Origin of the sequence: Aulosira sp. FACHB-615 (assembly GCF_014698045.1) — a bacterium.
GTDB lineage: Bacteria > Cyanobacteriota > Cyanobacteriia > Cyanobacteriales > Nostocaceae > Nostoc_B.
This window is the reverse complement of the sequence record NZ_JACJSE010000004.1, coordinates 225,053-240,131: the sequence shown is the minus strand read 5'-3', so window position 1 is coordinate 240,131 and position 15,079 is coordinate 225,053. Positions and strand designations below refer to the sequence as shown.

13 protein-coding genes are annotated in these 15,079 nt (G+C 42.2%); 7 read left to right on the top strand and 6 right to left on the bottom strand.

Translation table 11 applies throughout. From position 1 onward, the window contains the following. The first annotated feature begins 278 nt into the window (after positions 1-278). On the top strand, positions 279-1,427 hold the full coding sequence (locus H6G77_RS08260; protein WP_190590358.1) for a DegT/DnrJ/EryC1/StrS aminotransferase family protein: 1,149 nt from the start codon (positions 279-281) through the stop codon (positions 1,425-1,427). A 70-nt stretch (positions 1,428-1,497) separates the two neighbouring features. Here the strand turns inward: H6G77_RS08260 and H6G77_RS08255 are convergent, their stop codons facing one another. Then, complete coding sequence (locus tag H6G77_RS08255) at positions 1,498-2,244, bottom strand: DUF561 domain-containing protein (protein WP_190590357.1); 747 nt, start codon at positions 2,242-2,244, stop codon at positions 1,498-1,500. Positions 2,245-2,687: 443 nt separating this feature from the next. Between H6G77_RS08255 and H6G77_RS08250 the strand changes: the two genes are divergently transcribed. The 3 genes from H6G77_RS08250 to H6G77_RS08240 all read left to right on the top strand — a co-directional run bounded on the left by H6G77_RS08250 (position 2,688) and on the right by H6G77_RS08240 (position 7,772). Beyond that, entirely contained in the window at positions 2,688-4,097 is a 1,410-nt protein-coding gene (locus H6G77_RS08250; protein ID WP_190871305.1) for an efflux RND transporter periplasmic adaptor subunit, read from the top strand. A gap of 88 nt (positions 4,098-4,185) precedes the next feature. After that, positions 4,186-7,374, top strand: a complete 3,189-nt coding sequence (locus H6G77_RS08245; protein ID WP_190871304.1) for an efflux RND transporter permease subunit — start codon at positions 4,186-4,188, stop codon at positions 7,372-7,374. 176 nt (positions 7,375-7,550) lie between these two features. Continuing rightward, entirely contained in the window at positions 7,551-7,772 is a 222-nt protein-coding gene (locus H6G77_RS08240; RefSeq protein ID WP_190871303.1) for a hypothetical protein, read from the top strand. A gap of 232 nt (positions 7,773-8,004) precedes the next feature. Here the strand turns inward: H6G77_RS08240 and H6G77_RS08235 are convergent, their stop codons facing one another. Both H6G77_RS08235 and H6G77_RS08230 read right to left on the bottom strand, forming a co-directional pair. Further along, entirely contained in the window at positions 8,005-8,364 is a 360-nt protein-coding gene (locus H6G77_RS08235; protein WP_190590355.1) for a hypothetical protein, read from the bottom strand. Positions 8,365-8,505: 141 nt separating this feature from the next. Further along, complete coding sequence (locus H6G77_RS08230) at positions 8,506-9,450, bottom strand: metal ABC transporter substrate-binding protein (protein ID WP_396020668.1); 945 nt, start codon at positions 9,448-9,450, stop codon at positions 8,506-8,508. A 194-nt stretch (positions 9,451-9,644) separates the two neighbouring features. Here H6G77_RS08230 and H6G77_RS08225 point away from each other — a divergent pair, with 194 nt between their 5' ends. Together H6G77_RS08225 and H6G77_RS08220 are read left to right on the top strand one after the other, a co-directional pair. Then, a complete protein-coding gene (locus H6G77_RS08225) occupies positions 9,645-10,469 on the top strand; it encodes a metal ABC transporter ATP-binding protein (RefSeq protein ID WP_190590353.1) in 825 nt (274 codons plus the stop codon). 76 nt (positions 10,470-10,545) lie between these two features. Further along, complete coding sequence (locus H6G77_RS08220; protein ID WP_190590352.1) at positions 10,546-11,391, top strand: metal ABC transporter permease; 846 nt, start codon at positions 10,546-10,548, stop codon at positions 11,389-11,391. Between the two features lie 187 nt (positions 11,392-11,578). Here the strand turns inward: H6G77_RS08220 and H6G77_RS08215 are convergent, their stop codons facing one another. From H6G77_RS08215 to H6G77_RS08205, 3 genes are all read right to left on the bottom strand, one after another. Further along, positions 11,579-12,346 carry a ChaB family protein gene (locus H6G77_RS08215; protein ID WP_190871301.1) on the bottom strand — a complete coding sequence of 256 codons (768 nt, stop codon included), beginning with the start codon at positions 12,344-12,346 and terminating at the stop codon, positions 11,579-11,581. A 201-nt stretch (positions 12,347-12,547) separates the two neighbouring features. Continuing rightward, positions 12,548-13,087: a Dps family protein gene (locus tag H6G77_RS08210; protein ID WP_190590350.1), complete on the bottom strand. Its 540-nt coding sequence runs from the start codon at positions 13,085-13,087 to the stop codon at positions 12,548-12,550. Between the two features lie 352 nt (positions 13,088-13,439). Then, on the bottom strand, positions 13,440-13,799 hold the full coding sequence (locus H6G77_RS08205) for a hypothetical protein (RefSeq protein ID WP_190590349.1): 360 nt from the start codon (positions 13,797-13,799) through the stop codon (positions 13,440-13,442). A 535-nt stretch (positions 13,800-14,334) separates the two neighbouring features. Here H6G77_RS08205 and nfi point away from each other — a divergent pair. Beyond that, positions 14,335-15,000, top strand: coding sequence for a deoxyribonuclease V (gene nfi / locus H6G77_RS08200; RefSeq protein ID WP_190590348.1), 666 nt, complete (start codon positions 14,335-14,337; stop codon positions 14,998-15,000). Positions 15,001-15,079 lie beyond the last annotated feature (79 nt).

The following is a 15,079-nucleotide window of genomic DNA, read 5'->3' as shown; positions in this document are numbered from 1 at the left end:
AGAGGTGTTGGTGAATCAATAAGGATTGACGCATCTCATAAAATGAGTGCTTGCAAGTCTTGTGTATTGACACTTTATCAGAGTGGACTAATTACAAATTACAAATTACGAGTTACAAATTAGTATGATATTTTTACCCATACAATAATTTCAGTAATAACCCTTTTTGATGCGTATCCGGGGCGACAGTCTATTAATCAGCTTTTTGACAAAAAGTCAAGTAGCTAAACTTGACTGTCGAATTGCATCCTTTGTATTTTCAAATCACATAAAAACTCATGTTCCAAAGCGTAAATTCTGTTCCTGCTTTTGATATCAAGCAGCAATACGTCACTATCGAAGCAGAAGTAAGTGCAGCAGTGCTAGAAGTTTTAGCATCTGGACGTTATATTGGTGGCCCGATCATTGAAAGCTTTGAGCAACAATTTGCAGCCTATCATGGTGTTACTAATTGTATAGCTTGTAACTCTGGAACTGATGCGCTCTACTTAGCCCTGCGAGCTTTAGAAATTGGTGCAGGCGATGAGGTGATTACTACACCGTTTACCTTTATTGCGACAGCTGAAGTCATCAGTGCGGTGGGAGCCAAGCCTGTTTTTGTAGATATAGACATTAATACATATAACTTAGATTTGCAGCAAATCGCTGCGGCGATTACACCCAAAACCAAGGCAATTATCCCGGTGCATTTATTCGGACAGCCTGTGGATATGACAGAGTTAATGGCGATCGCCAACAATCATAATTTAGCAGTGATTGAAGATTGCGCTCAATCTACAGGTGCAGTTTGGGAAAATCAAAAAGTTGGTAGCATTGGGCATATTGGCTGCTTTAGTTTTTACCCTACGAAGAATCTCGGCGGTTGTGGTGATGGTGGAGCAATTACAACCAATGATCCCGAATTAGCTGCGAAAATGCGGGTAATTAAAGAGCATGGGCAAAGAAATCGCTATTACTACGAAGAAGTTGGGGTAAATAGTCGTTTAGATGCCATCCAAGCCGCAATTTTGCAAATTAAACTGCGTTATCTGGATAATTGGAATCAAAAAAGACAGGCGATCGCATCTTACTATCAACAATTCCTCAGTCAAATTTCTGGGATTGTCGTACCTGAAGAACTTCCTGGCGGCGAGAGTGTCTGGAATCAGTTTACCATTCGCGTAATCAGTGAATCACGTAATGGTGCTAGTGCTTCTCGTCGAGACTGGGTAAAAAATCAATTGCAAGAACGGGGTGTAAATTCAATGATTTACTACCCTTACCCACTGCATTTGCAGCCAGTATATCAACATTTAGGCTATCAACCAGGACAATTACCAGTAGTTGAACAAACCTGTCATGAGGTTTTATCTTTGCCAATGTTCCCAGAACTGACAACCCAGCAGCAAGATCAGGTGATTTATGCGCTGAAGGATTGTTTGGTTTAAGGGGAGTGGGGAATCGGGAATCGGGGAAAAATTTCCTACTCCCTACTCCCCACTCACTACTCCCTACTCGTTAGACAACTGCACGGTTATTGGCAGTCTCTAATGCTTCTACCAAACCACGTACAGCAGCAATCATCGCCACTTCGCTGTTGAGTTGGTTGATGGCAGAACCAACACCAACACCAGCCGCACCAGCCGCGATCGCTAAAGGTGCTGTAACGTTAGAAATACCGGAAGCGCACAATACTGGTACAGAGACAGCGCGAGAAATTTCGTAAGCTGCGGCTAAAGTAGGCGCAGCTTTTTCGATTAATCCCAAAGTGCCAGAGTGAGCAGGTTGACTGCTGGTTCCGCCTTCGGTTTGGATGATGTCAGCGCCAGCTTTGACTAGTTCTTCTGCCAGTTGTACTTGCTGATCTAGTTCCAGGATGTGAGGAACTGTCACAGATAAGGTGATTTCTGGTAAAAGTGCGCGGGTTTGTTGAGTCAGTGCTAAAACTTCCTCAGCTTCAAATCTGCGCCCTTGAGCGTAGAAAGAATCAAAATTACCAATTTCAATTAAGTCTGCACCAGCCGCCACAGCTTGCACAAATTTTTCTGGTTCAACTGCTGATACACAAACTGGTAAATTAATCAAGCTTTTGGCCATTGCCACGATTGCTGGATCAGCAGCAATATCAACAAAAGTCGCACCACCAATTTCAGCAGCTTTAATAATAGCAGCCACGCGATCGCCATCAAAGTTATGCAAACCGCTAATTACTTTCAAAACGCGACGGTTGGTAAATGCACGTTGTAATACAGGATGTATCGTCATAGTTCGTTTTTCGTAGCTACGAAGGTAGGAATATTTTTACACTACTGCGCGTTTGCGGCTAGGGGGTCGTCACCCGAATTTCTCACGTATGGGTGGGGAGTGTGGGGAGTGTGGGGAGTGTGGGAAGTGTGGGGGGTGTGGGGAGTGTGGGGAGAGGGTTTGAGTAACGGTTTCAGAGAATAAAAAATATATCTATCTTCACTTTCCAAATGTCTGGAAAGTTTTAATACTTACATCTAGTACAGGTCGGCGTAAATAAACAGACCATAAGAAATTGCTAAAAAGCTTGTGGTATCGTTATTCTTTCTTTTTACTTTTGCCTTGTTGTACTAGTCTATTACTTAGGATTAATTGTTAGTATTCTAATATTTAGATAAACTAACAAAAGCTTAACTAATTAAACTAAACATTTTTGCGAAAAACACCAGCTACTCTGTGTGAATATGAGCCGTTTTTCTGTCTTGAATACAAATCCTGTGTTGCAATTTTTACCCAAGAGTTTGAGCGATCGCAGCTTACTGCCATCAAAGCGGTTATGGCTGTTGATTCTGGGTTTAGCCTATCTTTGTTCTGCTTGCGCTAAAGCTTCGGAAGCGCAATCAACAGGGAAAGATGCAGGGAAAAAACGACCTGTACCTGTGATGGTTGCGACTGCTACGCAAAAAACTATACCCATCTTAATTAAAGCTACGGGGACAGTAGAAGCATATTCCACTGTATCTGTCAAGTCACAGATTGGGGGACAGTTAACAGGAGTGTATTTTCGCCAAGGACAGAACGTCAAAAAGGGGGATTTGCTGTTTCAAATTGATTCCCGTCCCCAGCAAGCAGCACTGATGCAAGCAATGGCAGCAAAAGCCAAAGATGTCGCTTTAGTCAAACAGTCTGAGGCGAATGTTACCAAAGCGATCGCTCAAGTCAACCAAGCCAAAGCCACTGTCTTCAAAGATGTCGCCCAGGCGAATAACGCCAATGTCCAATCACAACGCTATACCGGGTTGCTAGAACAGGGGGCGATTAGTAAAGAACAGGCAGAACAATATCAAACCAGTGCCACGGCTCAAAAAGCAACCGTTAAAGCAGACCAAGATGCAGTAGCCAATGCCCAAGCAGCAGTAGAAGCAGCCAAGGCAGATGTAAAAAACGCTCAAGCAGCAGTCCTCGCAGATGAAGCCGCAATTGATAGCGCCAAAGTTCAACTTTCTTATAGTTCTATTTATTCGCCCATTACCGGACGTACTGGCAGTTTCAAGTTAAATCAAGGTAATTTAGTCACCGCCAATTCCACAGATCCCTTAATTACCATCAGCCAGATTCGTCCGATATATGTAAACTTCTCGATTCCCCAGCGAATGTTGCCAGACTTGAAAAAGTACACGAGCAACCACAAATTAGAAGTTGATGTCATCCCCCCCAAAGATTCAGGAAATCCTGTACATGGCTATTTAACTTTTGTTGACAGTGGCGTAAATACTCAAACTGGCACAATTCAACTCAAAGGCACATTTAGCAATGATGACGAGCGATTGTTACCAGGGCAATTTGTGAATGTCGTGCTGAAATTATCAGAAATACCCAATGCTGTCACTGTCCCTACCAAAGCCATCCAAGCCGGACAGCAACAGCAATTTGTGTATGTTGTCAAACCAGACAAAACAGTAGAAATGCGCCCGGTAGTTGTGGGAGATGCAGTCAATAATGAAACTGCGATCGCTCAAGGCATCAAACCAGGCGAGCAAGTAGTCATCGATGGACAATTCAACCTTGTACCAGGGGCAAAAGTACAGGTTAAGCAGGGATTAGGAGGAGGCAGTGGTTCGGCTGCGCTCACCAACCAGGCAGGTGATCACTGAGCGTAGTCGAAGTGAGGCAGAAGGTAAACCACTCTGACATTAATACTTTCTATCCAGATGCTCTTGGCTATAAAAAATAGGAAAATCTATGAATATTTCCGAGTTATTTATTCGTCGCCCAATCATGACGACTTTGGTAATGGTTGGCGTTTTGATTTTCGGGCTGATGAGTTACCGAATGTTACCTGTGAGCGACTTGCCGAATGTGGATTTTCCCACAATTCAGGTGAGTGCTAACTTGCCTGGGGCGAATCCAGAGACGATGGCGGCATCGGTAGCGACACCACTAGAAGCGCAATTTTCGAGTATTGCTGGCTTGAGTTCGATGAACTCTACTAGTTCTTTAGGTAGTAGTCAGGTAACACTGCAATTTGATTTAAGTCGAGATATTGATGGAGCAGCCCAAGATGTGCAAGCTGCGATCGCCAAAGCCACGCGGCAATTACCTGCGGATATGCCCAGTCCCCCATCCTACCGCAAGGTAAACCCGGCAGATCAGCCCATCCTCTACATCTCCCTGAACTCTGCTATTCTGCCACTGTCCACCGTAGACAAATATGCAGAGACACAACTGGCACAACGTTTATCAATGGTGGATGGTGTGGCACAGGTGCAAGTCTACGGTTCCCAAAAGTACGCAGTCCGAGTTTTGCTTGACCCGGAATCTCTCAGCGCCAAAGGTATAGGTGTTGATGAAGTTGCGGACGCTATTAGCAAAGGAAATGCCAACATTCCTACGGGGACACTTTACGGTCAAGAGCAAAATTATACAATTCAAGCCAACGGACAACTTAATGATGCGGCTGCCTATCGTTCTTTAATTATCAGCTATCAAGGCGGTGCGCCAGTCCAACTCGGAGAAATCGCCCAAGTCTTGGATAGTGTAGAAAATGACAAAGTTGCGAGTTGGTATTTTACCAAGACAGCAAAGACCAAGCAAAAATCTAATACTGGTGTACGGGCGATTGTTCTAGCGATTCAAAAGCAACCGGGAACTAATACCGTCGAAGTCGTGGAAGCAATTAAAAAACTGCTGCCGAAATTCCGCGAACAAATCCCCGCAGCCTTGAATATGGAAATTCTCTACGATCGCTCTCAAGCCATTCGTGAATCTGTTGATGATGTCCAGTTTACGCTGTTGCTGACTATTGGTTTGGTTGTGTTGGTAATTTTCTTATTTCTTCGCAACCTCCGGGCGACAATTATACCGAGTTTGGCAGTACCTTTATCTTTGGTTGCTACCTTTGGGGTAATGCTATTGCTGGGTTTTTCTCTTGATAACCTATCGTTAATGGCGTTGACTCTTTCCGTTGGTTTTGTGGTGGATGATGCGATAGTCATGTTAGAAAATATCGTTCGCCACATGGAAATGGGTGAAAGTCGCTTGCAGGCTGCGTTAAATGGTTCAAGGGAAATTGGCTTTACAATTTTGTCCATGACCATTTCTTTAGTCGCCGTATTTATTCCCGTGTTGTTTATGGGCGGGATTTTAGGGCGATTGTTCCGCGAGTTTGCTGTGACTATCAGCGTGGCGATTTTGGTATCGGGAATAATTTCTCTGAGTTTGACACCAATGCTGTGTTCTCGATTCTTGCTTCCACCCCATCACCAGCAAGAAGACGAAACAGAACCAGTGAAAAAAGGTTTCAAAGGCAAAATTCAACGATTTAACCGGGGACTTTATAATACTTCCGAAAAATTTTTCGATGTCATCTTGGGTGGCTATGAGTGGAGTTTAAAGCGATCGCTCAAATATCATCGCACGACAATGTTTATCTCTGGGGCAATTGTTGTTGCCACAGTTTATTTATTTATGATTGTGCCGAAAGGCTTTATTCCGACTGCGGATGTCGGACAAATCACCGCCTCTACCCAAGCCGCCGAGGATATCTCCTTTGATGAAATGGTAAAACATCAACAGGCAGTTGCAGCGATCGCGAGCCGTGATCCAAATATTAGGGCAATTAACTCCAGCGTTGGTGCAGGTGGCGCAAATGCTTCTAGTAATACCGGACGCTTATTTATCAGCCTCAAACCCCGCGAAGAACGCAAACTAAGTGCTGATGATATTGTCCAAGAACTGCGCCCAAAGCTATCGCGCATTCCTGGAATGAAGGTTTTCTTACAAAATCCACCAGCGATTAATATTGGCGGACAGCAAAGCAAAGCCCAATATCAATTCTCATTACAAAGTCCCAATATTCAAGAGTTATATCAGTATGCGCCAACTTTAGAAGAAAAACTCCGAGGGCTACCTGATTTACAAGATGTCAACAGTGATTTGCAAATCAAAAACCCCCAAGTGCAAGTTGACATCAACCGTGATCAAGCGGCATCTATGGGGCTAACAGCCGAGCAAATTGAAACTGCGTTGAGTAATGCTTACGGTACACGGCAAGTTTCCACAATCTACGCTTCAGATAGTCAATATCAAGTGATTATGGGAGTCGAACCCAAATATCAAGGAGATCCCAGCGCCTTAGAATTGCTATCAATTCACTCTCCGACTGGACAACTAGTGCCATTAAATGCAGTCGCCACCATCTCGAAAGGTGTAGGGCCTTTAACTATCAACCACTCAGGACAGTTAGCGTCTGTAACTATTTCCTTTAACCTCAAACCTGGAGTATCGCTGGGTAGCGTCACAGAAAAAATTGAACAAATCGCCCGTCAAACATTACCCGCGAGTATTACTACAGGTTTCCAAGGTTCTGCACAAGCGTTTCAGTCTTCCTTGCAAGGGTTGGGATTATTGCTATTGGTGGCAGTTTTAGTAATTTATATTGTGTTGGGAATTCTCTATGAGAACTTTATCCACCCTTTGACAATTCTTTCGAGTTTGCCATCAGCCGGATTTGGCGCATTATTAACCTTGTTGATATTCCAAGTTGACTTGAATATTTACGCTTTTGTCGGCATTATCCTGCTAATTGGGATTGTCAAGAAAAACGGCATTATGATGGTTGACTTTGCCATAGAAGCTCGACAAAGTGGTAAAACTCCTTACGATGCTATCTATGAGGCTTGTGTCGTCAGGTTTCGCCCAATTATGATGACCACAATGGCAGCTTTGATGGGGACTTTACCCATTGCCTTGGGGTTAGGTGCAGGTGGAGATACGCGCCGTCCCCTGGGTTTAGCTGTGGTTGGCGGATTGCTGTTTTCCCAATTTCTCACACTGTATTTAACACCTGTGTTTTATACATATATGGAATCCTGGCAAAGCTTTATGAAAAAACGCCAATGGCGCAAACAGCCAGATTCTCATACAGTGTAAAACTATCGTAACCCAACAAAGTGAGTAGGTTGGATGGAGGCGCACAAGAAATATTGGCAACAACACAGCAAATCTTTATTGCGCCGTAACCCAACACCAAATTATGAGATTTTGAGAAAATATTGCGACAGGTAAAATCATTGTGGAGTGAATTTTACCGTTGGAATTGAGATATTTTGATAGTTGAAAGTTTTGCGGTTTTCTTCATAGCATTTGTTGGGTTACGCTGTCGCTCCACCCAACCTACAGAAGAGGCTACAAACGGGACGATAGTACTGGGTTGTGAAAAAGTATTCTTTTTAACGAACCGCAAAGGACGCATAGACGCGATAGCGGCTTCCCGCAGGGTAGGACACAAAGAAGGAGAAGAAGGAAAAGAAAGAGAATTTCACAAATGATTTAGGATTGCTATAGCATTTGTTAGGTTCCGCTTCGTTCCACCCAACCTACAAACGGGGCGATCGTACTTTATGAAAAAACGCCAATGGCGTAAACAGCCAGACTCTCACGCAGTGTAAAACTATCGCAGTCCTAAATCATTTGTGAATAACAAGATCCCCGACTTCTTGAAGAAGTCGGGGATCTAAGCCTCTCAATTTTTAGTCTCTATCAAGTTAGCAGCGTCAATTATTACCACCAAATTCGATTACCATTTTCGTCAACTCTGGCTTGACGAATCACATCAGAAATTTCTTCTGCATCTTTGACATGGTGCAGTGCTTTTTTCTCACCGTTGGGTTCTTCCACAATAAAATAGGTGGGAACTTTAATATGATCGCCTGTAATATCTGGTGAATCGACAGCAACTTGTTTTGCTTTTTCCTCGATAGATTGAGGTTGATCTGAGATTCTATCTCCAGGATTTGCTGTTAAGTGTCTTTCTTTGGCTGTGGGTTCTTCGCGCGAATGCCAATCTTTGCTGACGGGCTGTTCAATTTCGGCTTGATTATTTTCGGGTTGATTATTTTGATTTTCTAATTCTTCAGTCATGGCTAGTTCACAAATTAAAACTATGTATTCACTAACTCAATTTATAAAATTCAAGCCATGATGCTGTCTTTCTTCAGAGAGAGTTTCTGATGAAATTAAAAGTTAGGGATTAGGGAGTAGGGAGTAGGGAGTAGGCAATATTTATTTTTGCGGTTTTGCTTCTATCTTTTTAGTTAGTTGAAATGGTGTATATTTACCACCCAAAGCTTCAACAATAGCGCGGGTATTTGCCTCCATCATTTTGATGTATGTTTCTCCATTGCTACCTTTAGCACCAATGGAATCAGAATAAAGTTGTTGAGGCGCTAGATTTATGCCTGCTTCTTGAGCTACGGTTTTGATTAAGGTGGGATTAATTGTAGTTTCGGCAAAAATGGCGGGTACGCCTGTTTTTTTGACTGATTCTACCAATCTTTGAACAGTTTGGGCGCTTGGTTGTTCTTCGGTGCTGATACCGATTAAAGTTCCGGCGATCGCAATACTATATGCACGTCCATAATATTGAAAAGCATCATGGGTTGTAATTAGTTTGCGTTTATCGGGCGGAATAGTTTGAATTTGTTGATTTATCCAGGTATGCAGTTGTTTTAATTCATCGGTTAATTCGGCTGCGTTTTGAGTAAATTCCTCTTTATCTGCTGGCGATAACTCAATCAACGCATCTCGAATCACATTTACCATTGCGGCTGCATTTTCCGCACTTCCCCAAACATGGGGGTCTGGTACAATTTCACCTTTACCTTTATCTAACTCCAAGGGTTTGACTATTTCCCCTACGGCTACCTTCTTTCCTTTTCCAGCCGCATTCATTAACTTAATTAATCCTGGTTCTAAGTTATAGCCGTTATACAAAATTAAATTGGCTTCTTCTAAAAATCGACTATCGGCGGGGACTGGTTCATAAACATGGGGATCAGCACCGGGTTTGAGGATTCCTTTGAGTTGAATTTCGTCGCCGCCAACTTCTTGGGTTAAGTCTGCAATGATGGTGCTAGTAGCCACAACCCTCGGTTTATCACTACCTTTGGTAATTGTGGAGTTGGTATTGTTTTGACTACAACTAAACAAAGCCAACGGTAAAAGCATTCCCAGACACAGCCGAGAAACCAAGCTAAAAATTTCTGTTTTCTGACTAGGGATGGTTGACTTTTGCGGGACAAGAACGCCCTCTATCTCAGGTATTACACTCATTTATCTGTGACATTACTGCTTATTATAGATTTTTTCATATTTTTCTCATTTTTGTAGTAAGCTCAAGTAATAAATATGAAAATACCCTTATGGAAAACGTTTCTTTTTACGCCAACTTGGGACATACCCAAAAGATTGGTGAACGTTCTGCATCGTATATCAAAGCTATTGATATGAATTCCACAGATGCAATTTCTATCGCCCACTTGGGAGTACATTACCGGACTCAAGAAGCCTTGAGAGATATTAACTGTGTGATTCAACCAGGAAGATTAACAGGGATTTTTGGCCCGAATGGTGCGGGTAAAAGTACGCTGATGAAAGCAATGTTGGGCTTGGTTCCTGTTAGTAGTGGCGTGGTGAAGTACCAAAACCAACCATTGATGCAACAAAAGTCAAAAGTGGCTTATGTCCCCCAACGCAGTCAAATTGATTGGACTTATCCCGCCACAGTTTGGGATGTGGTGATGATGGGAAGAGTCAAGAAAACAGGCTGGTTGCGTAGCTTTTCGGGAGTGAGTCGTCAAATAGCAAATAGCGCCTTAGAAAGAGTCGGGATGAGTGAATTCCGCGATCGCCCTATAGGACAATTATCAGGAGGACAACAACAGCGAGTCTTTTTAGCCCGCGCCTTGACACAACAAGCAGACATCTTCTGTTTTGACGAACCATTGGTAGGGATTGATCAAAAAACCCAAGCGGTAATTTTTGAAGTCTTTCAAGAACTCGCCGCCGAAAATAAAATCGTCCTAGTCGTGAACCACGACTTAGGCGAATCCATCACCCATTTTGATGACTTGATTCTACTCAACCGCGAATTAGTCGCCACAGGTTCTAGACAACAAGTCCTCACCGAACAAAACCTACATCTGGCTTACGGCGGTAAAGTTATGTACTTCTCCGACGCAGCTTAAACTCTTTTTCTTAGCGTCCTACCCTTCGGGAAGCCACTTCGTGTCTATGCGCCCTTTGCGGTTCGTTTAAATCTTTATGCTAGAAGCACTAATCGAGCCGTTACAATACGGCTTTATGCAGCGATCGCTAGTGATTGCAATTTTAGTTGGTTTGTTGTGTGCAGTTGTGGGTAGTTACTTAATGGTGCAACGACTCGCACTCTTAGGTGATGCTATCAGTCATTCTGTTTTACCAGGATTAGCGATCGCCTTCATGATAGGCGCAAATATCTTTGTTGGCGCGTTTATTGCCGGAGTTTTGAGTACAATGGCGATCGCCTGGATTAGGACGCGATCGCCAATTAAAGAAGATGCTGCAATGGGCATAGTTTTTTCTGCATTCTTCGCCCTGGGAATCACTTTAATTACAGTTGTTCAAAAAGATAATAAAATCGACCTGAATCACTTTTTATTTGGCAACATTCTCGGCGTTACCGTTGATGAAGTGCGAGACACAGCCATCATCGCTACCATTGTTTTAGTAGTCGTAATTTTAATCTACAAAGAACTTTTATTTTACACCTTTGACCCTTTAGGCGCTCACGCCGCCGGCTTACCAGTCAATCGCCTCAACTTTGGATTAATGTTACTCATTGCTTTAACAATTGTCGCCAGTATGAAAGCCGTCGGCGTAATTTTAGTTTTATCGCTGTTAATTACTCCTGGGGCGACAGCTTATTTATTAGTCAAACGCTTACACGAAGTCATGATTTTAGGCGCGGTAATCGGTGTATTTTCCAGTATTAGCGGAATGTATCTCAGCTACTTTTATAATTTACCTTCCGGCCCGGCGATCGTTTTGGTAGTATCAGGTTTATTTATTTTGGCATTATTATTTAGTCCCAAGCATGGAGTTTTAATGCCAGGTGTGAATCAGAAATAAGTTTTTTTATGCAGAGGGTAAGTGGAGAAATGTAGAATGTTTTTTAGAGTAGGTTTGAAAAGTCTTTAGTGATGTATTAAATATTTTGCGATCCCTCCAACCACCCTTATTTAAGGGGCTAACAACTCTCTTTTACCCCTTAAAAAGGTGGTCGCTGGCGGAGGGATCTTAAACGAGCCTTATTGCCTTAAACACCGATTTTTTGTTTTGACCAAACACCATTTTCATCTTCATCAAAACGCTGGTGTATGGCTTCCCAAGCGGCTTGTTCGGCATTAAACTCATCACTGGTTTCATTCAACACCGCATTGTAACGCTCGATGAAGACTCGTTGAGCTTCTTGTGACAAATGAGTGCGGACTTCAGGTGATAAATTCTCTGGGCTATTACATGGCCCAGAACAAGGATGCGCTAAAGTTTTTTCCATTGTACTCAGTTCTTCTGCACCAGCACTTTCTAAAAGTAGTTGAAATTCCCCGGCGCGATTAGCTGGGACTTCTGTCATTAATAAAAATTCGCCAGCTTGTAAGCGAGTTTGGTAAACTGTGGCTTTATCTTCTGGCATTCCCCAAGCGGTGAACACCGACACTAAACCAGCACCAGCACTACCAGCGATCGCACCACTAGCAGCCCCTAATAATAATGCACTGATTGGGCCAGCCGCCACAATCGGCCCAACAAAGGGAATGAACAGTACACCTACACCTGTGAGCAAACTAAGAAAAGAGCCAAACAGCGACCCAAAAATCGCTCCTGTTCGCAATCCACCTAAAATTACATCTTTTTTCGTAATAAAGCCCGCAATTCGCGTTTCTGACTGGAAATTCCGCCCCATTACCGAAATATGATCTCTGGGCACGCCTCGGTCAAGTAAACGTCGAATGACATCATCAACTTGCTTTTGTTCTTTAAATACAGCCGAAATAGTACGCTCTGCTTGATAGACTTCTGGCACTTGAATACTCCTTAAAATTTGCTTTTGTATAGTTCAGGACTCATACCAATTCACGCAATTACTGATACAAATCACTTTCTCTGCGCCTCTGCTTGCGTTGCGATCGCCGAGCGCAGTCGAGGCGCTGGTTGCATATCTGTATCATGTTTAAAGTGAAATGGTATTAGCCCTACCTGGGTTTAGAGATCAATCTGCGTTGAACTACACACCTACAGGCGTTCTTGTACCGGTTTCTGGCTTGCTACCATCTGGTTGTAATTCTTGACCTTCAATAAAAGAACGCAGCATCCAAGCCATTTCTTCATGCTCTTCCATCAGTCCAGTTAAAAAGTCAGCAGTTCCTTCATCATGGAACTGATCGCTGGACTGATCAACATGGTCTCTGAGATTGCGAATAATCTGCTCATGATCTTCCACAAGGTTCGCAACCATTCCTGTGGCTGTGGGAACATCGCCTGAATGTTCTTTGAGAGTAGCGAGTTGCAGAAATCCTTCCATTGTGCCAACTGGGTAAGAACCCAAAGCACGAACTCGTTCGGCTAAAGCATCAATATTTTCAGTTAGTTTTTCGTAATGTTCTTCCCAAAGCTCATGCAAGCTCCGAAACTGAGGGCCGACTACATCCCAATGATACTTTTTAGTTTTTACTAACAGTAAATAGGCATCTGCTAAATCTTGATTTAACAGATTAGCCACACCTTGACGCTGTTCTTCTGTCAAACCAATGTTGATTGCACGCATTGATTCTAATTCCTAAATAGACTTATTTATTAAGTTCACAAAAATCAAAGATAATTTACATCAACCATAGGAAAGATTACCAGAGAATAATTATTTACAACTTCAGGAGAATTAATCTATGACTTATAATAGAAAAAATCTTAATCAATTATAAGTAGCAAGATACCCAAATCCTTAAAGAATTCGGGTATTTAAGCATCTTGAATTTTCTGAGTTAAAGATGAAAAATGTTAATACTAATCAGCAGTCAAAGTCTTTACTTGGTACATAATTATCATTCAAAGATTATGCAATATTACCCAATATCACTAGTCAGATTACCTTTGTAACTGCTAATTAGTATTTTTATCTTTTACTGTTTACCTGTGACTTTTCCCAACAGGTTTTCTACTTCATCTCTCACTGAGGTTGCATCTTGGGAATTTTCAGGACGCTTCATTTTATCAATGTCGGCATCACCTTGAACTTCGTTGAGTCCTTTATTAGATTCTTCTTGAACTTGTTGCAATCCAGGAGGTGCGGATCTAGCAACTTCATCAGTTTTCTTTTGAGTTTCTAGCAGTTGTGTGGTAGCTTCGGTAGGGTCACTTTTATAGCTTTCAATTGCCAAAGCTGGAAAAGCATTAGAAAATAAAACTAATGCACAGGTAAAAGCTACAATTAGGAAACGTACTGGACGTAATAGAGATAAAACAGAAGTCATATTCTTCATGTGAATTCCTCAAAAACAAAGTTAACAACAAATAAGTTATATTTTTCTAGCGCAGCAAATTCCAGCCATCATTAGGGTAAATGTTGGCGTAAATTTATTAAGATATGCTGGGCTGAAAATTTATGTTTAGGTAAATATTTGCAGAATAATTTAATTATGAATTACTGGCACTGTTGGCTGAACTAAAGCTCTTATAGCCATGCAGTTTTTAGTTATTTCACAATCATTTCTCTAGCGAATTTCACCTATCTTATATTTACGTTGAATCATCCTACTTTGGGATCGACCTGGAGAGTGAAGTTGATCGCTTCTGAGTGAGAGAGAATATCAACCTGTAGGTAGAGTGGTAAAATATCACTAAATTTAACGGTTTATTAGGTTTATTTGGCGGTGATGTGGCGTAATTGCCAGATTAGCTGGTGGTATTTATCAAGGAATCTGATTTGATGATGATGTCGAGGGGAGATAGAGAATTAGCAGAAAAGAGTAAATTAGCGATAGCACCTATTTAACTAAATTTTTCTCTTCAGAGATTATGAAGATTTATCAACTCCATACTTGGCCTCAAACCCTAGAGGAAGCTATCACCATTCAAGAAAGTTTGCGCGAACAAGTAATTACAGAAGATCAACTTCCCGAAACCATCAGTTATGTTGCTGGTGTCGATATGGGTTTTACAGAGGAGGGTACAATTAGCCGTGCTGCTGTAGCCGTGCTGAGTTTCCCTGATTTAAAAGTTGTAGAAACAGCCTTGGCGCATCGTCCGACTTCATTTCCTTACATTCCTGGGTTTCTTTCTTTTCGAGAAATTCCGGCTGTACTGGATGCTTTAGCAAAAATTCAAACAGTACCGGATATTATTCTCTGTGATGGACAAGGTATTGCCCATCCCCGCAGATTTGGTATAGCCAGCCACCTGGGGGTAATTTTAGATATGCCGACAATTGGTGTGGCTAAATCACTGTTCATTGGCAAGCATCAAGAATTGCCAGAAACCAGAGGTAGTTGGCAACCACTCATACATCAAGGTGAAACCATTGGTGCAGTGTTACGGACGAGCTTTGGGGTTAAACCTTTGTATATTTCTAGTGGTCACAAAATTAGCTTAACCACAGCAATTGATTATGTATTGCGCTGTACACCAAAGTACAGATTACCAGAAACAACCCGTGTCGCTGATAAGTTAGCGTCTAACAGATAATCAGTAAAACATTCAGAAAAGTCAACATTGCAGCACGCATGACAAAAAAGATACGCTGGAATAGTGTAGAAATGTATAG